The following is a 23,429-nucleotide window of genomic DNA, read 5'->3' as shown; positions in this document are numbered from 1 at the left end:
GGGCCGAACGTCATGACCTCTGCGGCGTTGGTCCCGGATTTGCCCCTTCATACCCCCCTGGGTATGGTGAAGCCATGGAACTGAACGAGGCCATGCTCGGCGACGCCGTGACACGGCTCCGGCGCGCACAGGGACAGCTCGCCGGGGTCATCTCGATGATCGAGGCGGGCGAGGACTGCACGAAGGTGCTCACCCAGCTGGCCGCCGTCTCCAAGGCGCTCGACCGGGCCGGCTTCAAGATCGTCGCGACCGGGCTGCGCCACTGCCAGAGCGCCCAGGAGCGCGGCGAGCAACCGCCGATGAGCGTGACCGAGCTGGAGAAACTGTTCCTGGCGCTCGCGTAGGCGAGCACGGGCGGGCGAGAGCCCGCCCACTTTTTTACCGCATCTATACCCCCGGGGGTATTCCCTGGGAAGGGACGTGCCATGGATGTCATCTCTTTCCGCACCGACGGGCTGGGCGACCAGAGCCACCTGCTGGTCCACGAGGGCAGGGCGATCCTCGTCGACCCGCAACGCGACATCGACCGGTTCCTGCGCGCGGCCGAGGAGCGTGACCTGGAGCTTCGCTTCGTCCTGGAGACCCACCTCCACAACGACTACCTCTCCGGCGCCGAGCAGGCCGCGCTCCGCACCGGCGCGGAGCTGGTGCTCCCGGCGGCGGCCGCGGCGGCCTACCGGCACAGGCCCGCCTACCACCTGGAGGACATCGAGGCCGGCGACGGGCTGACCATCCGGCCCATCCACACGCCCGGCCACACCCCCGAGCACACCAGCTACCTGGTGGTGGTCGACGGGGCGCCGGTCGCCGTCTTCTCCGGCGGCAGCCTGCTCGTGACGTCCGCCGGGCGCCCCGACCTGCTGGGGCCCGAGCGGGCGCGGTCGCTGGCCAGGCTGCAACACGACTCGCTGCGCCGGTTGGCGGCGCTCCCCCGAGAGGTGGGCCTGTTCCCCACCCACGGAGAGGGCTCGTTCTGCACCACGACCGGCGTCGGCCGCCACACCTCCACCATCGGGGACGAGCTGGACGGCAACCCGTTGATCGGCATCGGCGAGGCCGACGCGTTCGCCGACCGGCTGCTCGCCGCCCCGCTGCCCATCCCCGCCTTCTACCGTCACATGGGCCCGGCCAACACGCTGGGCGTGCCGCCCATGCCTCCGGTCACCGCCCCCGAGCTGTCACCCGGCGACCTGCCGGCCGACGTCCAGGTGATCGACATCCGCCCGCGCGCGGCCCAGGCGGCGGGCATGCTGCCGGGCTCGCTCGGCATCGAGCTCGACACCGACTTCGGCAGCTGGGCCGGCTGGCTGGTGCCATACCGGGCGCCGATCGCGCTGGTGGCCGAGCCCGGCCAGGACACCGCCGAGGCGATCACCCAGCTGGCCCGGATCGGCGTGGACACCGTCCGGGGGATCATCCGCGATCCAGGTGACTGCGCCACCCAGCGCTTCGACCTGGTGGACCTGCCCGGCTTCCTGACCCGTCTCGCCCGGCCGGCGACCCAGTTGCTCGACGTGCGCATGCCGTCGGAGCGGGAGGAGGTCCGGGTGGACGGCGCGATCGAGCGGTTCCTCCCCGATCTGGTCACCGAGGGCCTGCCGGCCGAGCTCGACAAGGACCGGCCGGTGCTCGTGGCCTGCGCGACGGGCCGGCGGGCGACCGTGGCGGCCGGCGTGCTGGCCCGCGAGGGCTACCAGCCGGTCGCGCTGACCGGCGCGGGCATCGCCGAGGTCGCCGCCGCCCTCACCACATCCGGCACCCCCTGACCGACCAGGTACAGGCAGACCCACCACCCACGCGATACAGGAGATTCACCCATGAACAGCACAGCCCTCATCGGCGTCGAGGCCATGCGCTCGCTCGTCGCCGCCAACCCCGACGTGCTCGTGGTCGACGTCCGCACCCCGGCGGAGTTCGGCACCGCGCACATTCCGGGCGCGCTCAACCTGCCGTTGGAGCAGGTCGACGCCCATCTACGGCGGATCGTCGCCGACGCCGGCGGCAGCATGGTGCTGATCTGCCAGTCCGGGGGCCGCGCCGCCCGGGCGCGAGAGGCGCTGGAAGGCGCGGGCCTGACCGACGTCGCCGTGCTCGACGGCGGCATCAACGCCTGGATCGCGGCCGGCGCCCCGGTCACCCGCGGGAAACAGCGGTGGAGCCTGGAACGTCAGGTCCGTCTCACGGCCGGAGGCATCGTGCTCGCCTCCGTCGTGGCCGGCGCCTGGCTGCCCGCGGCGACGGTCGTGGCCGGGCTGGTCGGGGGCGGGCTGACCGTCGCGGCCCTCACCGACACCTGCGCCATGGGCATGCTGCTGGCGCGGCTCCCCTACAACCGGCGCGGCGGCGCGGACGTCGACGCCGTCATCGCGCGGCTGCGCCGGACCCCCGCCACATCATGACCTTCATATACCCCCGGGGGTGTCAGCCATGATCGCCATCACCCTCGCCGCCGCCGTCGTGGTCGGCGTGACCCTGGGCTTGTTCGGCGGCGGCGGCTCGATCCTCACCGTGCCACTGCTCATCTACCTGGCCGGGCTGCCGGCCAGGACGGCCATCGCGGTCTCCCTGTTCGTGGTGGCGGCCACCAGCCTGGCCGCCGCCGTCGGTCACGCCCGCGCCGGGCGGATCCGGTGGCGAACCGGGCTGATCTTCGGCCTGGCCGGCATGGCGGGTGCTTACGGGGGCGGCCTGCTCGGGCCCCACCTGCCCGAGCCGCTGCTCCTGACCGGGTTCGCCGTCATGATGTCGGCGACCGCCATCGCCATGATCCGGGGCCGCCGTCCCCGAGAGCCCCGCCCGCCCGGCTCCGACCTGCCACTCGCGCACGTGGTCGTGGAGGGCGTGGCGGTCGGGGTGGTCACGGGACTGGTCGGCGCCGGTGGCGGTTTCCTGGTGGTCCCGGCGCTGGTGCTGCTCGGCGGCCTGCCGATGGGCATCGCCGTGGGGACCTCGCTGGTGGTCATCGCGCTGAAGTCGCTGGCCGGCCTGGCGGGCTACCTGCAGAGCGTCACGATCGACTGGACGTTGGCACTGCCGGTGGCCGCCGCCGCCGTGGCCGGAGGTCTGCTCGGCGGCGCACTGGCCGGGCGGATCGACGGCGACCGATTGCGTCGCGCCTTCGGCTGGTTCGTGCTGGCCATGGGCGGGTTCATGCTCGTCCAGCAGGCGCCCGCGCCGCTCGGCGCCGCCCTGGTGATCGTCGCGGCCCTCGGCGGCCTGGCGGTCCTGGCCTGCCGGGTCCGGGAACGTCGAAACGCCCACCCCCCTCACCTGGGGTGGGCGCTTCGAGCGTGCCTGCTACTGCAGGTACGGGGTGCGGCGGACGATCGGTAGGTTGCCCAGGCCGAGCGTGGTGCCGGCACCGCCGAGGGCCAGGCCGACCAGCACGATCGCGTAGATGATGTGGTCGTCCATGAACGGGTTGGTGGTCAGGGGCAGCGCGGCCGCCCACATCATGAGCAACAGGAGGGAGCCGGTGACGGCGGCGATCCGCAGGCCGACTCCGAGGATGAGCGCGGTGCCGATGCCGAGCAGGCCGAGCATGAACAGCCAGTCCACCCAGACCTGTCCCGCCAAGGAGCCGAAGAAGCCGCCGAGCGCGTTCTCGCCGGTGCCCTTGAGGAAGCCGGTCGTCGGGCTGCCGCCCGCGACCCAGGCCCGCTCGGCCGGAGTGGCGAAGCCCCAGCCGAAGGTCTTGTCCAGGAACGCCCACAGGAAGACCCAGCCAAGCGAGATCCGCGTGATCGCCCACACGTAGTCGACAGGGCGGCGCGCGGTCGAACCCGCGTCCACTTGCATCACGTGGTCGGAGGTGGTGGCCATGACGGCCCCCTTTCAGTACGGGTTATTGTCCTTCGCATCTCAATCACATCGTGTCCGGCGAGGCCGGTGCAAGTGCCGTAGGCCCTGCCCTGCCGGGACTTTCGCCCTTTACCCGGCATCGGACGCGTCCATTCCGGCCACCACCGCCAATTTAGGACTTCAATCCCTAAAGTCCGGGCTTGTCCGGATTTGTCATGCATTAACCCGCAAGGGGGGTGGGTGTGAACGCGATCATCCGGCGGCCGTCCGCCGTCTCGGCCGGGCTCAGCCCTCGCCGGCGAAGCCGTCCAGGGCGGCCGGGACCGCCTTGCGCATCGTGTCGCTGCCGGTGTGACCCGAGTCGTCCACCACCACGAGCCGTGCGCCTGGCCATGCCTCGGCCAGCTCCCAGGCGTTCTCCAGGGGACAGCCCAGGTCGAAGCGTCCGTGGATGAGCACCGCCGGGATGCCGGCCAGCCGGTGCGCGTCGCGCAGCAGGACGCCTTCGTCCAGCCACGCGGCGTTGGAGAAGTAGTGGCTGCAGATGCGGACGAAGGCGAGGAGCGCGGCGGGCGGCCGATCACTGTATGAGCCCGGCTTGCCGTTGACCTCCAGCGAGATCACCGCGTCCTCCCACGCCATCCAGTCGTGGGCGGCCTTGGCCCGCACGTCGGGGTCGGGGTCGGACATGAGCCGCGCGTAGGCGGCGAGCAGGTCGCCGTCGCGCTCCGCCTCGGGGACCCCGTCGCGAAAGCGCCGCCACTGCTCGGGGAAGAACCGGCCCACGCCGCGATAGAGCCAGTCGATCTCGGAGCGGCGGGTCATCGTGACGGCGCAGATGACCATCTCCGACACCCGCTCGGGATGGGCCTCGGCGTAGGCCAGCATCAGCGTCGAACCCCATGAGCCACCGTAGAGCAGCCACCGGTCCACGCCGAGATGCTCGCGCAGCCGTTCCATGTCGGCGATCAGGTGGTGGGTGGTGTTGGTGGTCAGATCGGCGTCCGGGTCACTGGCGTGGGGCAGGCTCCGGCCGCAGTTGCGCTGGTCGAACTGGATGATGCGGTAGCGCTCGGGGTCGAAGCCGCGCCGCGCGTTGGGCGTGCAGCCCGACCCGGGACCGCCGTGGACGACCAGCGCGGGCTTGCCCTCGGGGTTGCCGCTGACCTCCCAGTAGACGAGGTGACCGTCGCCGGTGTCGAGGTGCCCGTGGTCGTAGGGCTCGATCGGGGGATACATCGCTCCACCCTAGAACGACGGACCGATGAGGCCGGACAAGTCCAATATTCCCTCAAGTGAAGGACTTTGGTCCCTGTCGCCGGAGCCCGCCATGGCCGACCGTGTGGGGATGCCACTCGATTCACCCGCTCCAGCGTCGCTGGAGCGGGAGTTACTGCGCCGGATGCTCCGGATCCGGCGCTTCGCGGAGCATTGCGCGGATCTGCTGCCTCCGCACGCCGGCGGGGAAGCCGTGGCCGTCGGCGTCTGCCAGGCGCTGACCCCGGACGACGCGATCGTCTGCACCCACCACGAGTACGGCCCGGCCCTGGCCCGGGGCGTACCGGCCCGGGAGATCGTGGCGACGCTGCACCACGCCGCCCGTGGCCCCCTCGACGCCCCCGCCCACGTCTCCGACACCGGTCGCCGCTTCCACGGGGGCGGCCTGCCCGTGGCCGTCGGCCTGGCGATCGCCGACCAGCTCCTCGACCGCCGCCGGCGCGTGACGGCCTGCTTCTTCGGCGAGTGCGCCCCGGCCGACGCCGAATGGCTCGTGCTGGCCGCGCAGTGGCGGCTGCCCATGCTCTTCGTACGCGAGAGCGACGGCGCGCGGCACCCCTCCCCGCCGGCAGGCGCCGGGCCCGGCCTCGTGCCCTGGCCCGGCGGCCTGACGGCCCGGACGGTCGACGGCGTGGACGTGTGGGCTGTCATCGCGGCGGCCGAGCAGGCGTGCGAGTCCGTGCGCGCGGGCGCGGGTCCCCGCTTCCTGGACCTTCGCACCGCCCGCACCTCCTCGGCCCTCCCTCCGGGCCCGGACGGGGGCGAACGGGATCCGCTCACCCGGATCATGCCGGCCCACACGGACCTGGCCGCGCTGGAGCGGGAGATCGCCCAGGAGCTGAACGAGGCCCTCACCTCATGGCAGGGCCCGCAGGCCGACCCACTGGCGAGCGTCCGGGCCTGACCGGCCCCGCGCCTCGGACGGCCCGCGCCTCGGACGGCCCGCACCTCGGACGGCCCGCACCTCCCAGGCTTGCTCCGCGGCGCTCGATCGCCTGTCAGGCCGAGCCGACGAGCGTCACCTCCGGCAGCCTGGAGACGACGGCCGGCACCGGAGGCACCACGACCACCGGGCACGGCGGGCGGCGCAGGCACGACAGCACCACCGGGCCGAGGTGCCCGTCTCCGGCCTGGTTCGCGGCCGAGCCGAGCACGAGCAGTTCGGCTCCCTCGGCGCTGCCCGCCAGCACGACCTCCGGCCGTCCCCTGACGAGCTCGGGGCGTACCGACAGCCCGGGATGCGTGTCGCGGACCGCCGCGACCGCGCGGTCGAGTGCGGCGGACGCGCACGACCGCTGGAAGGACAGGTCACGATGCCAGGTGTAACGCGCGTAGGGCGCGTGATGCTCGGCCGGTACGCCCCACGCGTGGACGATCACCAGCTCGGCCTGGCGGCGGACCGCCTCGTCGGCCGCCCACGCGAGTGCGGTCTCGGACTGCGGAGTGCCGTCGGCGCCCGCCACGATGCGACGAAGCTTCATGCCCACATGGTCGCGCGCGGCGGAAGGGGGCTGGTAGGGCCGTTCCTCCCCTGCTCCCGGGACTTTCGTCAGTCGCGGGAGCAGGGGAGGAACGAGGTCACTCGGGTGAGCGCCGGCCCCTCCCCCAGACCAGGTAGGCGACCGGACCCACCGGCTGGACGAAGATGGCGGGCCACCACAGCTCCTTCCGCCCTCGGATCAGGTCCCGGGGGCGGAACCACAGATCGACGACGGCGGTCGCGGTGAGCGCGATCTCGGTGGAGATCAGCGTCAGCATGACGAACTGCCGTTCCTTGGACATCTCATTCCACCGCATGCCCTGCTCCCCTCGTCCGTTTCTTCCGGTCTACTCCTCGCGGAGCCGGCCCTCGTGCGCGTGCACGCGGGGCCGTACGACGGCCACCGGGCAGTGCACGTGGTGCAGGACGCCGTGGCTGACCGAGCCGAGCACCGCCGAGGCGAAGCCGCCCCGCCCGCGCGTGCCGACCACCACCAGGTCGGCGGACTCCGCGGCCTTCGCCAGGGCGGCCACCGGGTGCTCGCCCACCTCCTCGTTGAGGATCCGGACGTCGGGATTCCGCTCCCGCCAGGGCACCACCCGCTCGCGGGCGACGCGTACCTCCTCCTGGTAGGCCTCCTCCATGAGGCTGCCGTACGCGGCGGCGTACGGCGAGAACAGTGGCAGCCGCCAGCCGTAGACGACCAGGAGCTCGGCGTCGCGGACCCGCGCCTGCTCGACGGCGTAGGCCATGGCGGCGTGAGAAGGCTCCGACCCGTCGTAGCCCACGACGATCCGGCCGTGCCGGCCCCCTGTGGCCGTACGCACGACCACCACGGGCCCTTCGGCGTGCGCGGCGACGCCCATGCCGACCGACCCGAGCACCATCCCGGCGAACCCGCCGAGGCCCCGGCTGCCCAGCACCACCGAGTCGGCCGCCACCGATTCGCCGATCAGCGCGTCGACCGCGTTCCCGGTCAGAATCTCGGTGCTCAGCTCGACGTCCGGGGCCACCTCGCGCGCCCGGTCCTGGGCGCCCTCCAGCATCCCGGCGCAGTACTGGGTGCCGCCCAGGCCGCGCGCCCACTTCTCGCAGACGTGCACGAGCCGCAGAGCCCTGTTCCGGCGCCGGGCATCGCCGGCCGCCCATTCCACCGCCGCTGCCGCCGACGCGGACCCGTCCACTCCGACCACGATTCGTCCAGTCATGATCCCCTCCTCACCTTCAGCCTGACCCTGTGAACGACCCGGCACGCGGGGACGAAGTCCCCGATCCGCGGGCCATTGGTCCCAAAGCGCACCGAACTAGGCCGCTTCGCCGCCGGTGAGCGAGAAGTAGGCCTCCTCTTCCTGTGCGAAGTGCAGGGTCAGCACCGCGTGCAGCCCGTAGAGGCAGGCGCGCAGGTCGTCCAGTTGCTCGGGGATCGGTCCGTGGTCGTGGGCGAGGCGCAGGTGGGCGCCCAGCCGGTTGGTCAGCCGGATGATCTCCGCGTGGGCCCTGCTCATGGTGACGGTCGCCTCCGGGTCTCCGAGCAGCCTGCTCAGCGCCGGATACAGGCGGGTGTCCTCCTCCTGCTCGTGCGGGAGCACCTCCTCGGTGAGGAGCCGGTGGGCGTGCTGGAGCAGCGCCAGGGAGTCCGGGCCCGGCCGGTCGAGCGCGTCGGCGGTCTCGCGCAGCAGGTCGAGCACGGGCCGCAGGCCGGCGTGCTCCCGGTCGAAGCGCTGCAGCAGCTCGCCGGTGGCCTGGTCCACTCTCAACCGCGTGCCCCGTACGGGACGCAGGGCGCGCAGCGCGTTGACGATGACCGCGACGTCGATGCCCTCCTGCAGGAAGGCGCCCGCGACCGGCGGCAGCCAGCCGAGGGCGGCGGCGACCATGGCCACCAGTGACATGCCGATGCCCACGCCCGCGCTCTGCACGGCGATGCGGCGGGTGCGGCGGGCCACGTCCATCGCGTCGGCCAGCCGGTCGAGCCGGTCGGCGGTCAGCACCACGTCGGCCGCCTGCGCCGACGCCGCCGAACCCCTGGCCCCCATGGCCACGCCGACCTGGGCCGCGGCCAGGGCGGGGGCGTCGTTGATCCCGTCGCCCACCATCACGGTCACCGCCCGCTCGGCCTCCTCGCGTACCCCCACCACCTTCTCGGCGGGGCTGCGCTCGGCCAGCACGCGGTCAATGCCCAGGATCCCGGCGACGCTCTCGGCGACCTCCGCGCGATCTCCCGTGAGCATGACCACGCGCTCGATGCCGGCCGACCGGAGCCTGCGCAGCGTCCGGGCCGCGTCGGCGCGCACCGCGTCACGCAGCAGGACCACTCCGGCGACGTCGTCGTCGACGCACACCCAGACGGTCATCGCGCTGTCGAGGGCCGCCCTGGCCCGCGCGGCGGCCATCCAGGGCGAGGAGGTGCCGGGCGGAGCCTTGCCCACGCTCACCTTGCTCCCGTCGACCATGCCCGTCGTGCCGACCCCGGCCCGTTCGCGCACCTCCTTGGCGATGGGCTGTTCGACGCCGCGCAGACGGGCCGCGCGCACGATGGCCGCCGCCAGCACGTGTGACGACATCTGGTCGACCGCCGCCGCCAGCCCCAGCACGTCCGGCGAGGTGAACTCCTCGGCGGCCACCACGTCGACCACCTCGGGCCGTCCCTCGGTCAGGGTGCCCGTCTTGTCCAGCACGAGGGTGCGGGCCCGGCCGAGGGTTTCGAGCGCCGCTCCGCCCTTGACCACGACGCCGTGGCGGGCCGTTCGCGACATTCCAGAGGCGATCGCGGCGGGCGCGGCCAGCAGCAGCGGGCAGGGCGTCGCCACCACCAGCACGGCCACGGCCCGCACCGGCTCACCCGACAGCGCCCAGGCCAGGCCCGCGATCAGCAGCGTGGCCGGCAGGAACCAGGCGGCGAACCGGTCGGCCAGCCGCACCACCGGAGCGGTGCCCGCCTCGGTCTCGCGGGCCAGCCTGACCACTCCCGTGTACGTGCTCTCCTCGACCGTGCCGGTCGCCCGCAGGTCGAACGCGGAGCCGGCGTTGACGACACCGCTGCGCACGCTCTGGCCCTCGTCGTACTCCACCGGAAGCGACTCGCCCGTCAGCGCCGACTCGTCCAGCATCGCCGTGGCCCGTTCGACCACGCCGTCCACCGGCACCAGCTCGCCCGGTGGCACCAGCAGCAGGTCGCCGCGGCGTACCTCGCCCACGGGCACCACGTGCGGGCCGCCGTCCTCGTAGCGGTGTGCCGAGCGGGGCGCGCGCTCGTACAGCGCCGTCAGGTCGCGCCCGGCCCGCCGCATCGCGTAGTCCTCCAGCGCGCGGCCGGTCGCCAGCATCACCGCGATCACCGCGCCGGCGGCGTACTCCTGTACGGCCAGCGTCCCGACGAGTGCCAGCACCGCGATCGCGTCCACGCCGAGCCGTCCCGCGCGCAGCGCGGAGATCACCCACCACGCGGCGGGCGGCACCGCCACGACCGTGCCCGCCATCCAGCAGGCGTCCCCGGCCACCGGGTAGCCGGCCAGGTGCAGCACGGCTCCAGCCACCAGAGCCGCGATCGTCCCACCGAGAAAGGCCGTCAGCCAGAAGTGCTTCACCCTGTCACCCTGCCCCTCAGTCCGGAAGACACCCAGCGAGCTTGGCGCCTCTGACCAGGGCCGATCGCCATCGCCCGCCGACACCGGCCTTCCACGCCTCACGGCCGGGCCGTGGTGTGCCGCGCCGCTTCCGGGTCGTGGTCCCCGCGCCGGCGCCGGGTCGCCGGTCCGGCTGTCAGGGCCGGTGCACGACGGCGACCGGGCACGGGGCGCGGTGGATCATGGCCTGACTGATCGAGCCGAGCAGCAGGCCGCGCATCCCGCCGACCCCGCGCGACTCGCCGCCCTTGCGGGACCCGACGAGCCCGCGTGACCCGCCGAGCCCGCGCTGCCCGACGACTCCGCCCGGCCCGACGACGAGCAGGCTCGCCTTCTCCGCCGCCGCCGTCAGCGCCTCGCGGGCGGGCTCGTTGACCAGCTCGACCTCGGCCTCCAGGCCGGGGTGGTCGCGCTTCAGAAGCACCAGCTCGTCCCTTGCCCGGTCTTCGGCGCGGGCCTGCGGATCCTCCCTGCCGGCCTCCTCGCCACGGTCACGGCGGGCGACGACCACCCGCAGCCCCACCTCCCGCAGGTGCGCCTGGTGCGCGGCGAACCGGAGGGCGCCCATCGCCGCCGGTGACCCGTCGAAGCCCACGACCACGTCGCGGGCCGGATCCGCCTGGCCGCGCACGACGATCACGGGGCAGGTCACGCGGGCGGCGACCTGGGCGCTGACCGATCCCGCCAGCAGGCCGGCCAAGCCCCGGTAGCCACGGCTGCCGACCACGACCAGGCCGGCCGTACGGGACAGGTCGATCAGCAGGGCGGCCGCCGTGCCGCGTTCGAGCACGGTGTTGACCGGCACCCCGGGGTGATGGCGCCGGGCCCAGGCGGCGGCCAGATCGAGCAGGCGCGCGGCGGGGCGGCGGGCCAGTTCGAGCGGCACGATCTCGCCCGGCCACTCGTGGTAGGGCCACTCCCAGGCGTGGCACACGGTGAGGGGCAGTTTCCTGGCCTCGGCTTCGGCGGCGGCCCAGCGCAGGGCTCGCCTGCTCGACGGCGAGCGGTCGACCCCGATCACGATTCCCAGGTCTTCTCGCATGACGATCGCCTCCCTGCCCCTTACGATCGGGCGCCGCGAGGACGGCGGTCAGGGTCGTCCCTCCTCACCGGGAGGGACTTTCGTCCCGGCGCCGCGCAGGCGGACCGGAATAGGACCAAAGGCGGACACGACCTGGACCTTCGGCACTGCCGTCCGCCGGCCGGCGGGTGATGACATAGGGGCATGGAGAGTCGTGACATACGCGGATGGCCACGAGTGGCGCTCGCCGGGGCGGCCTCGCTGGCCGCGTACCTGCTGCTGGTCCGCCCGAGGTTGCTGCACTGGGGAGCCACTCCTGACGAGGTTCGCCGGCCGTTCCCGGGAGACGCCATCGTGCCCCGGCCACACATCCGGGCGACCCGCGCCATCACGATCGACGCGCCGCCCGAGGCCGTCTGGCCGTGGCTGGCGCAGATGGGCGGCGCTCCCCGGGCCGGTTGGTACGGCTACGACCTCGCCGACGAGGGCGGCCCGAGCGCCGACCAGATCATCCCCGACCTGCAGAAGCTCACGGTGGGCGACCTGCTGCCGACCGGCCGGCCCGGCACCGGTTACCTGGTCGAGCAGGTGGAGCCCGGCCGGGCGATCGTGCTGGCCATCCACGCCTTCCACGTCACCGAGACGTGGGCGATCGTCCTGGCGGGCGAGGGCTCACGCACCCGGCTGCTGTTCCGGCACCGGGTGCTGTGCCGGCCGGGCGTGCTCGGGCTGGTCTATCTGCTGCTGTCGCACGCGGGCGACTTCCTGACCGTCAGGAAGCAGCTCACCACGATCAAGGCCCTGGCCGAGCGGACACCGTGGCCGCTCGTGCACGGGAGCGAGCCCGTCAGCCTCTCGGCCGACCCCCGCCCGGCGCCCTGACCGCACCCGGCGTCTCGGAGTCCGACGGGGCCCGCGAGTCGTCCGGCGGGTCGGGGACGTACGGGGGGAGGCCGAAGCGGGCGCGGATCATTTGCTGGATGGTGATCTTGTCCGCGCGGGCGTCGACCGTCATGACGTACTCCTTGCGCCGGAACAGCTCCACGACCGGGTCGATCTTGTCGTGGTACTCGCGCAACCGCCTGGCCAGTGCCTCGGGCGTGTCGTCGGCGCGGGTGACGAGCTCACCGCCGCAGACGTCACAGACGCCCTCGATTTCGGGACGGTCCGCGATCAGGTTGTAGTCCATGCCGCAGCGCGAGCACAGCCGCCGGGCGAGGACCCTGCGCCGTACCTCCTCGTCGGGCAGTTCGAGGTAGATCACGCCGTCGATGTCGTAGCTCTCCAGGAAGAACTCCGCCTGACCCCGGCTGCGCGGGAAGCCGTCGATGACGAACCCGTAGTTCCAGTCGTGCTGCTGCAGCCGCTCCCTGACGACCTCCTCGACCAGGTCGTCTCCGACGAGTTCGCCGGCGGCGACGAGGCGGCGGACCTGCGCGCCGAGCTTGGTGTGGTGCTGCACGTGCCAGCGGAAGATGTCGCCGACGCTGATGTGCACGAGGTCGAGATCGCGGGCGAGCAGTTTGCTCTGCGTGCCCTTGCCACTCCCCTGCACGCCCATGATCACATATTTCCGCATACTCCACCCTCCACTGATCTCATCACCCTCCCACGTACCTGGTCCTGCTTCACGGAACGAGCGTCGCCCCCGTAACGCCAACCATCACGCGTCCCGGAGCGTCCGAGACGCCCGCGCACCCTCCGGCGGCGGAACAGACCTTGCCGCCCCCGGAGGGCGACGAGGTCCTGACGCTGCCGCCCGCGAGCTCCGCACCCGCCACGGTCAGGATCGAACACGCGGGCAGCGGCACCATCATCGTCCACGCCTACGGGGACGACTCACGCGACATCCTGGCGAGCGAGATCGGCGCCTACCGCGGCGAAGTGCCGCTGCCTGCCGGGACCTCTCTGGTGACGATCACAGCCGACGGCACCTGGTCCCTCACCGGGATGTGACCACCGCGAAGATCGCCGCCGGACCGGTGACCGGGAGGCGGAGTTCGACTCATGGGTCCAGGGGGCGCATACTGATACCAGTGAAGCCCAGAAAAGCCGCGGCCCGGCGCCCTCTGCCCGGAAGTCCCTTCAACGTCCCTGCGGTTCCTCCGCCGCCGGTCGAGCAGTTCGTGCTGCAGGACCGGGTCAGTCACGACAAGTACGGTCTCGGCCTGGTCATCGGGGTCGAGGAGGATGTCGCCGTGCTCGTCGACTTCGGCGCTGAGACACACCGCATCATCGCCCCCTACAACAAGCTGTTCAGGCTCTGAGACCTCAGGTCCTCACCGACGGGAACAACCGTCAGGCGAGGGCGCGCACGACGGTCGTGAAGAGTCCCGGCAGGCGCTGCGCCGCCGGGACGACGAGACGAGCCGTCCCCGGCCGGTGGGCGGCTCGCACCAGCGCGCCGGTGAGCACCCTGTGCGCCAGTGACAGCCGGCGCCAGGCCCCCTCGTAGTCCTGCGGCCGGTCCCGCTGGAGGCAGCCCACCAGCGCGCGGGCGCACTGCACCGCGAGCGAGATCCCTTCCCCGGTGAGCGCGTCGGTGTAGCCGGCGGCGTCGCCGACCAGCAGCACGCGCCCGGCGACCCGGGCCCGCACGCGCTGACGCAGCGGCCCGGCGCCGCGCACCGCCGTCGCGGGCGCGCCGTCGAGGCGAGCGAGCAGGCCGGGGAAGCCGCCGAGGTGCTCCTGGTAGTCGCAGCGCCGCGCGCTGAGGATCGCCACCCCGACGAGTTCGTCGCCCACCGGCGTCACGTACGCCTCACCGCGGCCCGACCAGTGCACCTCGACGAAGTCGGTCCACGGCGCCAGCCGGTAGTGCCTGCGCAGGCCGTACCTGCGGGGACCGCGATCGGGCAGGCCGAGGCCCAGCGAGCGGCGCAGCGGCGAGTGCAGGCCGTCGGCCGCGACGAGCCAGCGGGCCCGCAGCCCGGCGGCCTCCACCCAGGCGCCGTCCTGGCGGGCGCCGGTGATCCGGCCGGTGACGGTCTCGACGCCCAGCTCCGCCGCCCGCCGCGACAGCGCCGCGTGCAGCGCGGTGCGCCGCACGCCCATGCCCGTCTCGTGCCGGAAGGCGGCCCGCGCCTGGTGCCGTCCGTCGAGGTAGTGGATGCCGCGCAGGGGCATCCCCGGCACCTGTACGCCCATCGCCACCAGGGCGGCCACCCCGCCGGGCATCAGGCCCTCGCCGCAGGCCTTGTCCACCGGCGCGGGGCGCGGCTCGACCACCACCGCCCGCATGCCGGCCAGCGCGGCGTGGATCGCGGTCGCCAGCCCGGCCGGGCCGCCCCCGGCGACCAGGACGTCGATCACGGCCCGGCTCCCGCCGCGGCGAGGGCGGTGTTCTCGCACCTGACGCGGACGGTCAGCAGCACCGCGTTGAGCACGGTGAACACGACCGCGGTGATCCACGCGGTGTGCACCAGGGGCAGCGCGAACCCCTCCACGATCACCGCGACGTAGTTGGGATGGCGCAGCCAGCCGTGGCGGTAGGGGCCCCCGGTCACCAGCGGCAGCCCCGGCACCACGATGACCTGGGTGTTCCAGCGGCGGCCGAGCGTGGCGATGCACCACCAGCGCAGCGCCTGGGCGGCCACGACCAAAACCAGCATCGGCCAGCCGAGCGCCGGCAGGAAGGGCCGGTCGGCCAGCGCGACCTCCAGCGGGGCGCCGGCCAGCAGGCCGGTGTGCAGGACCACCATCCACGGGTAGTGGCCCTGGCCGCTGACGACGCCGCCGCGCTCCAGGCTCCACCGGGCGTTGCGCCGGGCGATGACCAGCTCGGCGAGACGTTCCAGCCCAACGAGCAGAACGAGAACCAGATACCAGGACATGCCGGTCACCAGCGCAGCAGGACGAGTTCGGAGCAGAAGCCCGGGCCCATCGCGACCAGCAGGCCGTACGTCCCGGGCTCGGGCGGCCGGAGCGCGAGCGTGTCGCCCAGCACGTCGAGCACCGACGCCGACGACAGGTTGCCGTTGGCGGCCAGCGAGCGCCAGGTCAGGTCGAGCGCTCCCGCCGGCAGCGCGAGCGTCTCGGCCACGGCCTCCAGAACCTTCGGTCCGCCCGGATGGCACACCCAGGCCGTGATGTCCTGAGTCGTCAGCCCGTGGTCGGCGAGGAAGCCGTGCACGTCGTCGGCCAGGTAGCGCCGGACGACGTCGGGCACGCCGGCGTCGAGCAGCACGCCGAACCCGGTGTCGCGCACCTGCCATCCCATGACGTGCCCGGAGCCGGGATACAGGTGGCTGCGAGTGGCCAGCACGGTGCCGCCCGGCCCCGCCGCCGGCCCTCTGCCCTCGCCGCAGGCGACCACGGCGGCCGCTCCGTCGCCGAAGAGCGCGCTGGCCACCAGGTTGGCCGGTGAGACGTCGCCGCGCTGCACGGTGAGGGAGCACAGCTCGACCGACAGCAACACGGCCACGTGGCCGGGCCAGCCGCGCAGGTAGTCGTACAGCCGGGCGATGCCCGCGGCCCCCGCGACGCAGCCCAGCCCGAAGACGGGCACCCGTTTGACGTCGGGCCGCATCCCCAGCCGCTCGACCAGCCGGGCGTCCACCGAGGGGGCGGCGATGCCGGTGACGGAGGTGAACATGATCATGTCCACGTCGGCCGGGGTCAGCCCGGCGGCCTCCACCGCGGCGGCCACGCACTCGGCGCCGAGGTCGACGGCGGTCGAGATGAAGGCGTCGTTGGCCGCGCCGAAGCCGTCGAGCTTGTCGTACTGCTCGATCGGCAGAGCGAGGTTGCGGAAGTCCACCCGGGCGCTCAGGTGCAGGCGATCGAGAAGACGGCGGTCGGCGCCCTCCGGCAGGCACATCCGCGCCGCCATGTCGGTGAGCTCGGCCTGAGGGTAACGGTTCGGGGGAAAAGCAGTACGAACGGCTGTAATACGTGTCATGTAGCCTCTCCCGGCACGTGGCGCCGAACACTTCCGACCTCCGGGACGCTTCCCGGCCCAGCAGCGGCTAAGCCACCAGCGGGCGGGAATGGCCTCCGAGATCTACGATCGTGGCTGTGGCGGACAGGGCGTCGAGCCTCCTTCAGACGGTCGGCGGGCTCGCGCGCGCCTGCCACCCCGGCCCCACCCTCGCGGTCACCGCCATGGTCACCGCGCTGGCGACGGCCGTCGGGCGTGACGCGGGCGGGGTCGCGCTGGTCGCCGCCGCCGTCCTCACCGGTCAGCTGTCGGTCGGCTGGTGCAACGACGCGGTCGACGCCGGGCTCGACACGACGGCCGCGCGGGCCGGCAAGCCGGTCGTGGCCGGCGCGGTGAGCGCGCGAACCGTGTGGATCGCCGCCGTCGCCGCCCTGATCGCCTGCGTGCCGCTCTCCCTCGCGTCGGGGGTGGCCGCGGGGCTCGTTCATCTCGCCGGGGTGGGCGCGGCCTGGGCCTACGACCTCGGGCTCAAGGCCACCATGCTGTCGTGGGTCCCATACGCGGTGGGGTTCGGATCGCTGCCGGCCTTCGTAACGCTCGGCCTGCCAGGGCGGCCGTGGCCGGCGTGGTGGGCGGTCCTGGCCGCGGCCCTGCTCGGGTGCGGCGCCCACCTGGCCAACACGCTCCCGGACATCCCCTCCGACCTGGCCGCCGGGGTGCGCGGCTGGCCGCAGCGGCTCGGCCCGATGCGGGCACGGCTGCTGGCCCCGTTCCCGCTGCTGGCCGCGTCGTTCCTGCTCGTCCTCGCCCCGCCCGGCGGCCCCGGCACGGCGGGCTGGCTCGCCCTGGCCGCCGCCGCGGCCCTGTCCGGTGCCGGGCTGCTCCTGCACGGCCGCTTCCCGCGAGCCCCCTTCGCCGCGGCGATCGCCGTGGCCGCGGTGGACGTCGCCCTTCTGCTGGGCAACGGCGCCGCCCTCACCACCTGACGGATGCCGGACGGACGCCGGACGGGCGTTCCGGCGAACTCCGACGGGCGCGAACGCCGACGGCCGCTCAGACGGTCACCACCGGGTGGTCAGGTGAACGTGTCGCGGAGCCAGCGGCGGCCGACGGCCAGGGCGATCGGGAGGGGGACGAGGCCCGCGCCGAGGCCCACGTCGACGAGCACGTCGAACATCTCCTCGCGGTGGGCGGCCGTGCCGATGGCGGCGTCGATGAAGCCGGGCGACTGGGCGAGACGGGCGAGCACGTCGGTGGTGCGCAGATGGCGCCCGAGAGCCGCCCGGAGCTTGCGCAGGTAGGCGGGCAGCGGGTCGTCGGCGGCCTGGACGGCGGCCTCGCCGGCGAGCCGGCCCGACAGCAGGGCGTAGTAGATGCCTTCGCCGGTGAGCGGGTTGATCAGGCTCACGGCGTCGCCGGCCAGCATGACCCGCCCGGCTCCGGCCTTCGGCCGCCCTGACGACAGCGGCAGGTGGTGGGCGCGCAGGTCGCGGGCGGGCTGGTCGGGCAGCAGGCGGGCGAGCCGCCCGTGCAGCACCTCCCGGCCAGGCAGCCCCGTGGCGTGCAGCCGGGGCAGGAGCATCCCGAAACCGACGTTGGCGGTGCCGTCGCCGATGGGGAACGACCAGGCATAGGCCGGCCAGCCCTCCTTCTGCATGGCGATGAGCTGCACGTCGTCGGATACGGCGACGTCGGAGTAGCCGCGTACGGCGATGGCGGTGTGCCGGTCGGGAGAGGCCGGCAACCCGATGAGGCGGCGCACGGCCGAGTTGGCCCCGTCGGCGGCGACCACGGCGCGGGCCGTCAGACAGCCGTCGATCACGACATGCGGGCCGCTCTCCGCGAGCGCGCGGACGCGGTGGCGGCGCACCTCGACGCCCCGGGCCCGGGCGGCCTCGACGAGGCGGGCGTCGAACACCATCCGCGGGACCACGTGGTTGGGCCGCGCCGCCGTGGCCGACACCCGCGTGCCGCCGGGGGCGACGACCGTGAGGCGGGAGGTGGGCCGGTAGTCGTCGAGCAGGCCGGGCAGGCCGAGCAGGGCCAGCTCGTCACGGCCGTGGGCCGCGATGCCGTCGCCGCAGGCCTTGTCGCGGGGGAAGTCGGCCTTGTCGAGCAGGAGGATCCGCCCGTCCGGCCGGAGTTGCGCCGCGCGCAGGGCCGCCGCCGCCCCGGCCGGCCCGCCGCCCACCACCACCAGGTCCCAGACGTCGTTCACATCCGGACTCTGCCCGGCAGGCGGCCCTGGAACCGTGGCCGCCCGGCCCGTGTAGTGTCCGAACATGGCCGGCACACCAGGAGGTGCGCGATGAGCCGTACGAAAGAGCCCGGACCGTTCCGGAATCCCGCTTCGTGAAGGTGGCGCTGCTGGGGCCGGTCGCCTGGCGGACCCCTCCTCGCCACTACGGCCCCTGGGAGCAGGTCACGAGCCTGCTGGCCGAGGGGCTGGTCGCCCGGGGGATCGACGTGACACTGTTCGCCACCCTCGACTCGATCACCTCCGGATCGCTCGACGGCGTGTGCCCGCACGGTTACGCCGACGACCCGTCCCTCGATGGCCGGGTGTGGGAGGCGATGCACGTCGCCCACGCGCTGAGCCGGTCGGGTGAGTTCGATCTCGTCCACAGCCATCTCGACTGGCTGCCCCTGGCCTTCGCCGGCCACTGCCGAGCCCCGCTGCTCACCACGGTTCACGGGTTCTCCGGAGCGGGGATCCTGCCGGCCTACGCGCGTGCCGGGTCCGCCTACGTGTCCATCTCCGACGCCGACCGCGCCCCGGAGCTCGACTACGTCGCCACGGTGCATCACGGCGTCGACCTGACGTCCCTGCCCTTCGACCCTGTCGGCGGGCGGCGGCTCGTGGTCTTCGGCCGGATCCATCCCGACAAGGGGACCCACACCGCGATCGAGATCGCACGACGGGCCGGGCTGCCCCTGACGATCTGCGGGATCGTCCAGGATGAGCGCTACTTCGACGAGCAGGTCGCGCCGCACGTCGACGGCGGGCAGGTCGTGTTCCTCGGTTCGGTGGGGCCGGAGCGGCGTGGCGAGATCCTCGGTGGCGCCCTCGCCCTGCTGCATCCCATCGCGTTCGACGAGCCGTTCGGCCTGTCGGTGGTGGAGTCGATGGCCTGCGGCACGCCCGTCATCGCCTACCGGCGCGGTTCCATGGCCGAGGTCGTGGATCCCGGTGTGACGGGCTTCCTGACGGATTCCCTCGACGAAGCGGTCTCCGCGGTGGCGCGCATCGCCACGATCGACCGGGCGGGCTGCCGTGCCCAGGCCGAGCGCAGGTTCGGCGTCGACCGGATGGTGACCGACTATCTCCGGATCTACCACGCCATATTGGCGAAACAGGAGCCTGATACCGTTCAGGTGATATAGGCCCTGCCGTCGGCAACGGGTCGCTACGCCGGGCCCGCACGAGGGCGGCTCCCGGTGCCAGGCTCAGGTCCATCCGCGCACACGCTGCCTGATGGACGTCTTCACCGCGTGAGGCCGCACCACGTTCCGGGGCGGCCGAATACCGGAAGGCATGACTGTTGGCCTGCACATACGGCTTTCTCAGCACCCATCCGCCGACACAGTGCGGACTCGCGACCTTCAACTCCGCCCTGGCCGCCCACCTCACCAGGGGAGGCACATCCGGCGGCATCGTCCGTGTCGCCGCGGAAGGCGATGACATACGACTTCTTCCCGAGGTCGTGCACACGTGGGCTCCCGGCGGGCCCGGCGGCTGGCAGGCCGCCGCCTCCGCCCTCGGCGACTTCGACGTGGCCATCGTCCAGCACGAATACGGCATCTACCCCGGCGCGGACGGCCGTGACGTCCTGCCGCTGATCCGCAGCCTGACCGTGCCCGTCATCGTGGTCCTGCACACCGTCCTGACCGAGCCCACCATGGCGCAGAGAGCGCTGCTCGAACAGATCGTGGCCGCCGCCGACGCGATCGTGACCATGACCGGAACCGCCCGCGACCGGTTGCTGGCCGGCTATCACGTCGACGCCGGCAAGGTGTCCGTCATCCCGCACGGCGCGCCCGACCATACGCGAGTCCGGGCGCGGCGGCGCCTCCGGCCGCACCTGCTCACCTGGGGACTGCTCGGCCCCGGCAAGGGCATCGAGTGGGCATTGCGGGCGCTCTCCCTCCTGACGGACCTCACACCGCCTCCTACCTACACCGTTGCCGGGAAGACCCACCCCAAGGTGCTGGAACTCCAGGGGGAGGCCTACCGCGACAGCCTGTTCGAGATCAGCGAACGACTCGGCATCTCCGGCGCCGTGCGGTTCGACCCCCTCTACCGGGACGAGGCCTCACTGCGGCGGCTGGTCCGCTCGGCTGACATCGTGGTACTCCCCTACGACTCCCCCGAGCAGGTCACCTCCGGCGTGCTGATCGAGGCCGTGGCCGCCGGCGTGCCGGTCGTCGCCACCTCCTTCCCGCACGCCGTGGAACTGCTCTCCGGCGGGCCGGGGCTGCTCGTCCCGCATGGCGATCCCGTCGCGCTGGCCGCCGCCATCCGCCGCGTCATCACCGAGCCCGGCCTGGCCGGGGAACTCGCCGCCCGGACCCATGCGCTGGTCCCGGCGCTGTTGTGGCCGGCGGTCGCGGCCCGTTATCACGCCCTGGCCCGGTCCCTCCTCGCCGAACGCCCCGTCGCCGTGGCGGCGGCGCTGCCATGAACGGCGCTCTACCCGGCTTCGGGCACCTGGTCCGGCTGAGCGACGACACCGGCCTGTACGAACACGCCCGGCACGCCGTCGTACGCCGTGAGCACGGTTACTGCACCGACGACGTCGCGCGCGGGCTCGTCATCACCAGCCGGGAGCCGGCCCCGGCCCCCGGAGTGCGACGGCTGGCCGAGTGCTATCTGGCATTCCTCACCCACGCCCAGGACGGCTCCGGCGGGTTCCGCAACCGGCTCGGCTTCGATCGGCGCTGGAGCGACCGGCCCGGCGTCGGCGACTGGTGGGGACGAGCGCTGTGGGGGCTGGGCACGGCGGCGGCCCGCGGCTCCGCCCCCTGGATCCGGGCGGAGGCGCGGCTCGCCTTCACCCTCGGCGCCGCGCAGCGGTCACCGCATCCGCGTTCCATGGCGTTCGCGGGGCTCGGCGCCGCCGAGGTCCTGCGCGTCCATCCGGACGACAGCGTGGCCGCCGCCCTGCTGACGGACGCCGCCCGGGTGATCGGCACTCCCGCGGAGGACCCCGGCTGGCCGTGGCCGCAGCCGTACCTGTCCTATGCCAACGCCGCCCTGGCCGAGGTGCTCATCGCCGCCGGGCACCTGGGCGGCGACCGGCAGTCGCTCACCGGCGGCCTGCGGATGCTCGACTGGCTGTGCGATGTCCAGACGAGGGACGGCCGGCTCACGGTCGTCCCCGTCGCCGGCTGGCGGCGGGGCGCGCCGCGCGAACGCTACGACCAGCAGCCGATCGAGGTCGCCGCGCTCGCCGACGCCTGCGCCACCGCGGCGGCCGTCACCGGCGACCCGCTCTGGCAGGAGCGTCTGCGGCGGCCGGTGGCCTGGTTCCAGGGCGCGAACGACGCCGGCGCGCCGATGTGGGATGCGGCGACCGGAGGCGGGTACGACGGGCTGACCGCGCATGGTCCCAACCTCAACCAGGGGGCGGAGTCGACCATCGCGCTGATCTCCACCATGCAGCACGTCTCGTGGCAGTCGTGACCGGCCGGGACCTGGCGACACGGCTCGGCCCGACACTCGCTCCCGACGCGCGAAGAGTGATCATCAAGCTGTTCGTGCCCGGCGAGGACGCCGCCCTGACCCGTACCCGGGCGGCGGCCCTGATCGACCGCATCGGCCTCCTCGGCCCTGACGAGACCACCGGGATGCTCCAGGACACGCTGCGGCGATTCGCCGGGAGGCACCACGATCTCGAAGCCACCTTCGCCCACCACTATGACCTGGTCCGGCACCGGGTCCGGCGCCACGTCGACCTCCCGCTCCCGGCTCGGCTGCTCGTCGGCGCCTACTTCAGTCACGAGTACGCCGTGGAGGGCGCCGCGCTGTGCAATCCCTCCATGGCACCTCACCCCGACCAGTCCGGCCTGGACACCGGACAGCTCCGTGTGGTGGTCAGCCTCCGGCAGATCGGCGAGGGCCACCTGTCCTCCATCGGCTTCGCCACGGCACTGCTCGGGCCCGGCTCCGACCTCACCGTCGTCGACCGCTCGGGACCGTTGACCGTCGGACGCCGGATCGGCACCCACCACCGGCGCGACCTGTTCGCCGCCGGGCTCACCGACGAGGGCTGCGACAACGAGGTCTCCGCCACGGTGCTCGATTCCCTGCCCGAGCACTTCGACGACGACGACTTCGAACACGCGGTCGCCGGTCTTCCCACCGACCTGCTCACCCGCACCACCACGCACCGGACTCTGGAGGAGCTGCGCCGCGCGACGCGCTCCGCCTACGCCGTCACCTTCCCCGCCGACGTTCCCCTCCACCGGCGGGTGCTCTGGCCGGCCACGGCGGCCGAGAGCAACGGCATGGAGGACGCCCGGTTCGTATGGGCGCACAACGAGGACGGCCTGCCGTCGTACCGCGCCACCTACACCGCCTACGACGGGCGGCGCATCCGCTCCCACCTGCTCGCCAGCGACGACCTCCGCCGGTTCGAGATCACACCGCTGCACGGTCCCGCCGCCGCCAACAAGGGCATGGCGCTGTTCCCGCGTCCTGTGGGCGGGCGAACCCTCGCGTTGTGCCGCTCCGACGGCGAGACCATCGGCCTGGCCGCCTTCGACCGGCACAGCAGGTGGCAACCGGTCGCGCCTCTCCGCATCCCCCGCCGAAGCTGGGAACTGACGCAGACCGGCAACTGCGGGTCCCCGATCGAGACCCGGTTCGGCTGGCTCGTGCTGACCCATGGGGTGGGTCCCATGCGCGCGTACGCCATCGGAGCGCTGCTTCTCGACCTGCACCAGCCGCACCGCGTCATCGCCGAACTCCCCCGCCCGCTTCTCACCTTCGACGACACCGAACGCGAAGGTTACGTGCCCAACGTCGTCTACTCCTGCGGGGGCCTGCCGCACGCCGGCGCTCTGTGGCTGCCGTACGGGGCGAGCGACACCCGCGTCGGGTTCGCCCGCGTGGCACTCGGCACCCTCATCAAGGCGATGGAACGTCCGTGAAGGTGGGTGACCTGTCCTTCGAAAGCCCCGCCGGTCCAGCCTGGTGCTCCAGCCAACGGCGGCCGGCCGCTCCGCAGGGTAGACTCAAGAGACCGAGGACATTCCGTACGTTGGCATTCAGGTTGGCGTCGCCCGCGGCGATACACCGCTTTGGACCCTTTCGAGGATCTGGACAGGCCAGGCGATCATGAC

25 protein-coding genes are annotated in these 23,429 nt (G+C 73.2%); 13 read left to right on the top strand and 12 right to left on the bottom strand.

Features of this window, described 5'->3' with window-relative positions:
• The first annotated feature begins 74 nt into the window (after positions 1-74).
• The 4 genes from AB0I38_RS15530 (at position 75) to AB0I38_RS15515 (ending at position 3,333) form a co-directional block, all read left to right on the top strand.
• Entirely contained in the window at positions 75-344 is a 270-nt protein-coding gene (locus AB0I38_RS15530; protein WP_358467337.1) for a metal-sensitive transcriptional regulator, read from the top strand.
• Positions 345-425: 81 nt separating this feature from the next.
• A complete protein-coding gene (locus AB0I38_RS15525) occupies positions 426-1,766 on the top strand; it encodes an MBL fold metallo-hydrolase (RefSeq protein ID WP_358467335.1) in 1,341 nt (446 codons plus the stop codon).
• 51 nt (positions 1,767-1,817) lie between these two features.
• Positions 1,818-2,399, top strand: a complete 582-nt coding sequence (locus AB0I38_RS15520; protein ID WP_358467333.1) for a rhodanese-like domain-containing protein — start codon at positions 1,818-1,820, stop codon at positions 2,397-2,399.
• A gap of 28 nt (positions 2,400-2,427) precedes the next feature.
• The gene (locus AB0I38_RS15515) at positions 2,428-3,333 is read left to right on the top strand and encodes a sulfite exporter TauE/SafE family protein (RefSeq protein ID WP_358467331.1); all 906 of its coding nucleotides are present in this window, start codon (positions 2,428-2,430) and stop codon (positions 3,331-3,333) included.
• Here AB0I38_RS15515 and AB0I38_RS15510 read toward each other — a convergent pair.
• Together AB0I38_RS15510 and pip are read right to left on the bottom strand one after the other, a co-directional pair.
• On the bottom strand, positions 3,298-3,822 hold the full coding sequence (locus tag AB0I38_RS15510) for a hypothetical protein (RefSeq protein WP_358467329.1): 525 nt from the start codon (positions 3,820-3,822) through the stop codon (positions 3,298-3,300). The two genes, AB0I38_RS15515 and AB0I38_RS15510, sit on opposite strands and share 36 nt — an antisense overlap.
• A 264-nt stretch (positions 3,823-4,086) precedes the next feature.
• Positions 4,087-5,040: a prolyl aminopeptidase gene (gene pip, locus AB0I38_RS15505; RefSeq protein ID WP_358467327.1), complete on the bottom strand. Its 954-nt coding sequence runs from the start codon at positions 5,038-5,040 to the stop codon at positions 4,087-4,089.
• Between the two features lie 109 nt (positions 5,041-5,149).
• Here pip and AB0I38_RS15500 point away from each other — a divergent pair, with 109 nt between their 5' ends.
• Entirely contained in the window at positions 5,150-5,983 is an 834-nt protein-coding gene (locus tag AB0I38_RS15500; protein ID WP_358467325.1) for a thiamine pyrophosphate-dependent enzyme, read from the top strand.
• 94 nt (positions 5,984-6,077) lie between these two features.
• Here the strand turns inward: AB0I38_RS15500 and AB0I38_RS15495 are convergent, their stop codons facing one another.
• The 5 genes from AB0I38_RS15495 to AB0I38_RS15475 form a co-directional block, all read right to left on the bottom strand.
• Positions 6,078-6,560, bottom strand: coding sequence for a universal stress protein (locus AB0I38_RS15495; RefSeq protein WP_358467323.1), 483 nt, complete (start codon positions 6,558-6,560; stop codon positions 6,078-6,080).
• Positions 6,561-6,657: 97 nt separating this feature from the next.
• A complete protein-coding gene (locus tag AB0I38_RS15490) occupies positions 6,658-6,876 on the bottom strand; it encodes a PLD nuclease N-terminal domain-containing protein (RefSeq protein ID WP_358467321.1) in 219 nt (72 codons plus the stop codon).
• A gap of 30 nt (positions 6,877-6,906) precedes the next feature.
• Entirely contained in the window at positions 6,907-7,767 is an 861-nt protein-coding gene (locus AB0I38_RS15485) for a universal stress protein (protein ID WP_358467319.1), read from the bottom strand.
• 96 nt (positions 7,768-7,863) lie between these two features.
• On the bottom strand, positions 7,864-10,146 hold the full coding sequence (locus AB0I38_RS15480) for a heavy metal translocating P-type ATPase (RefSeq protein ID WP_358467317.1): 2,283 nt from the start codon (positions 10,144-10,146) through the stop codon (positions 7,864-7,866).
• Positions 10,147-10,321: 175 nt separating this feature from the next.
• Entirely contained in the window at positions 10,322-11,227 is a 906-nt protein-coding gene (locus AB0I38_RS15475; protein ID WP_358467315.1) for a universal stress protein, read from the bottom strand.
• 183 nt (positions 11,228-11,410) lie between these two features.
• On the opposite strand from AB0I38_RS15475, the gene AB0I38_RS15470 reads away from it, so the two are divergent.
• Positions 11,411-12,088 (top strand): SRPBCC family protein, encoded by a 678-nt coding sequence (locus AB0I38_RS15470; protein ID WP_358467313.1) that lies wholly within the window; start codon positions 11,411-11,413, stop codon positions 12,086-12,088.
• On the opposite strand, the gene AB0I38_RS15465 is transcribed toward AB0I38_RS15470, so the two are convergent.
• Positions 12,054-12,785, bottom strand: a complete 732-nt coding sequence (locus AB0I38_RS15465; RefSeq protein WP_358467311.1) for an adenylate kinase family protein — start codon at positions 12,783-12,785, stop codon at positions 12,054-12,056. The genes AB0I38_RS15470 and AB0I38_RS15465 overlap by 35 nt on opposite strands.
• Before the next feature lie 140 nt (positions 12,786-12,925).
• On the opposite strand from AB0I38_RS15465, the gene AB0I38_RS15460 reads away from it, so the two are divergent.
• On the top strand, positions 12,926-13,162 hold the full coding sequence (locus tag AB0I38_RS15460) for a hypothetical protein (RefSeq protein ID WP_358467309.1): 237 nt from the start codon (positions 12,926-12,928) through the stop codon (positions 13,160-13,162).
• 80 nt (positions 13,163-13,242) lie between these two features.
• Positions 13,243-13,473 carry a hypothetical protein gene (locus AB0I38_RS15455; protein WP_357687906.1) on the top strand — a complete coding sequence of 77 codons (231 nt, stop codon included), beginning with the start codon at positions 13,243-13,245 and terminating at the stop codon, positions 13,471-13,473.
• Positions 13,474-13,504: 31 nt separating this feature from the next.
• Here the strand turns inward: AB0I38_RS15455 and AB0I38_RS15450 are convergent, their stop codons facing one another.
• The 3 genes from AB0I38_RS15450 to AB0I38_RS15440 are packed head-to-tail and all read right to left on the bottom strand — an operon-like array spanning position 13,505 to position 16,106.
• The gene (locus AB0I38_RS15450; RefSeq protein WP_358467307.1) at positions 13,505-14,518 is read right to left on the bottom strand and encodes an NAD(P)/FAD-dependent oxidoreductase; all 1,014 of its coding nucleotides are present in this window, start codon (positions 14,516-14,518) and stop codon (positions 13,505-13,507) included.
• Positions 14,515-15,039: an isoprenylcysteine carboxyl methyltransferase family protein gene (locus AB0I38_RS15445; protein WP_358467305.1), complete on the bottom strand. Its 525-nt coding sequence runs from the start codon at positions 15,037-15,039 to the stop codon at positions 14,515-14,517. The genes AB0I38_RS15450 and AB0I38_RS15445 overlap by 4 nt, the downstream gene beginning before the upstream one ends.
• Positions 15,040-15,044: 5 nt before the next feature.
• Complete coding sequence (locus AB0I38_RS15440; protein WP_358467303.1) at positions 15,045-16,106, bottom strand: type III polyketide synthase; 1,062 nt, start codon at positions 16,104-16,106, stop codon at positions 15,045-15,047.
• A gap of 116 nt (positions 16,107-16,222) precedes the next feature.
• On the opposite strand from AB0I38_RS15440, the gene AB0I38_RS15435 reads away from it, so the two are divergent.
• Positions 16,223-17,071 (top strand): UbiA family prenyltransferase, encoded by an 849-nt coding sequence (locus tag AB0I38_RS15435; RefSeq protein ID WP_358467301.1) that lies wholly within the window; start codon positions 16,223-16,225, stop codon positions 17,069-17,071.
• An 89-nt stretch (positions 17,072-17,160) separates the two neighbouring features.
• On the opposite strand, the gene AB0I38_RS15430 is transcribed toward AB0I38_RS15435, so the two are convergent.
• Positions 17,161-18,303: an NAD(P)/FAD-dependent oxidoreductase gene (locus tag AB0I38_RS15430; RefSeq protein ID WP_358467299.1), complete on the bottom strand. Its 1,143-nt coding sequence runs from the start codon at positions 18,301-18,303 to the stop codon at positions 17,161-17,163.
• Between the two features lie 134 nt (positions 18,304-18,437).
• Between AB0I38_RS15430 and AB0I38_RS15425 the strand changes: the two genes are divergently transcribed.
• The 4 genes from AB0I38_RS15425 to AB0I38_RS15410 all read left to right on the top strand — a co-directional run bounded on the left by AB0I38_RS15425 (position 18,438) and on the right by AB0I38_RS15410 (position 23,237).
• The gene (locus AB0I38_RS15425; RefSeq protein WP_358467297.1) at positions 18,438-19,469 is read left to right on the top strand and encodes a glycosyltransferase family 4 protein; all 1,032 of its coding nucleotides are present in this window, start codon (positions 18,438-18,440) and stop codon (positions 19,467-19,469) included.
• A gap of 158 nt (positions 19,470-19,627) precedes the next feature.
• A complete protein-coding gene (locus AB0I38_RS15420) occupies positions 19,628-20,767 on the top strand; it encodes a glycosyltransferase (protein ID WP_358467295.1) in 1,140 nt (379 codons plus the stop codon).
• Complete coding sequence (locus AB0I38_RS15415; RefSeq protein WP_358467293.1) at positions 20,764-21,768, top strand: glycosyltransferase; 1,005 nt, start codon at positions 20,764-20,766, stop codon at positions 21,766-21,768. The genes AB0I38_RS15420 and AB0I38_RS15415 overlap by 4 nt, the downstream gene beginning before the upstream one ends.
• Positions 21,756-23,237, top strand: a complete 1,482-nt coding sequence (locus tag AB0I38_RS15410; protein ID WP_358467291.1) for a glycosylase — start codon at positions 21,756-21,758, stop codon at positions 23,235-23,237. The genes AB0I38_RS15415 and AB0I38_RS15410 overlap by 13 nt, the downstream gene beginning before the upstream one ends.
• Positions 23,238-23,429: the final 192 nt, after the last annotated feature.

It is taken from the genome of Nonomuraea cavernae (genome assembly GCF_040655715.1).
In the GTDB taxonomy this organism is placed as follows: domain Bacteria; phylum Actinomycetota; class Actinomycetes; order Streptosporangiales; family Streptosporangiaceae; genus Nonomuraea; species Nonomuraea cavernae_A.
Note: the sequence above shows the minus strand (reverse complement) of the source record. Positions and strands in the feature narration are given on the sequence as shown.

Coding starts and splice junctions, on each gene's coding strand:
- AB0I38_RS15495 (WP_358467323.1), bottom strand. CDS start 6,560: ATGAAGCTTCGTCGCATCGTGGCGGGCGCCGACGGCACTCCGCAGTCC.
- AB0I38_RS15520 (WP_358467333.1), top strand. CDS start 1,818: ATGAACAGCACAGCCCTCATCGGCGTCGAGGCCATGCGCTCGCTCGTC.
- pip (WP_358467327.1), bottom strand. CDS start 5,040: ATGTATCCCCCGATCGAGCCCTACGACCACGGGCACCTCGACACCGGC.
- AB0I38_RS15470 (WP_358467313.1), top strand. CDS start 11,411: ATGGAGAGTCGTGACATACGCGGATGGCCACGAGTGGCGCTCGCCGGG.
- AB0I38_RS15525 (WP_358467335.1), top strand. CDS start 426: ATGGATGTCATCTCTTTCCGCACCGACGGGCTGGGCGACCAGAGCCAC.
- AB0I38_RS15440 (WP_358467303.1), bottom strand. CDS start 16,106: ATGACACGTATTACAGCCGTTCGTACTGCTTTTCCCCCGAACCGTTAC.
- AB0I38_RS15510 (WP_358467329.1), bottom strand. CDS start 3,822: ATGGCCACCACCTCCGACCACGTGATGCAAGTGGACGCGGGTTCGACC.
- AB0I38_RS15500 (WP_358467325.1), top strand. CDS start 5,150: ATGCCACTCGATTCACCCGCTCCAGCGTCGCTGGAGCGGGAGTTACTG.
- AB0I38_RS15415 (WP_358467293.1), top strand. CDS start 20,764: ATGAACGGCGCTCTACCCGGCTTCGGGCACCTGGTCCGGCTGAGCGAC.
- AB0I38_RS15515 (WP_358467331.1), top strand. CDS start 2,428: ATGATCGCCATCACCCTCGCCGCCGCCGTCGTGGTCGGCGTGACCCTG.
- AB0I38_RS15445 (WP_358467305.1), bottom strand. CDS start 15,039: ATGTCCTGGTATCTGGTTCTCGTTCTGCTCGTTGGGCTGGAACGTCTC.
- AB0I38_RS15530 (WP_358467337.1), top strand. CDS start 75: ATGGAACTGAACGAGGCCATGCTCGGCGACGCCGTGACACGGCTCCGG.
- AB0I38_RS15485 (WP_358467319.1), bottom strand. CDS start 7,767: ATGACTGGACGAATCGTGGTCGGAGTGGACGGGTCCGCGTCGGCGGCA.
- AB0I38_RS15465 (WP_358467311.1), bottom strand. CDS start 12,785: ATGCGGAAATATGTGATCATGGGCGTGCAGGGGAGTGGCAAGGGCACG.
- AB0I38_RS15475 (WP_358467315.1), bottom strand. CDS start 11,227: ATGCGAGAAGACCTGGGAATCGTGATCGGGGTCGACCGCTCGCCGTCG.
- AB0I38_RS15490 (WP_358467321.1), bottom strand. CDS start 6,876: ATGCGGTGGAATGAGATGTCCAAGGAACGGCAGTTCGTCATGCTGACG.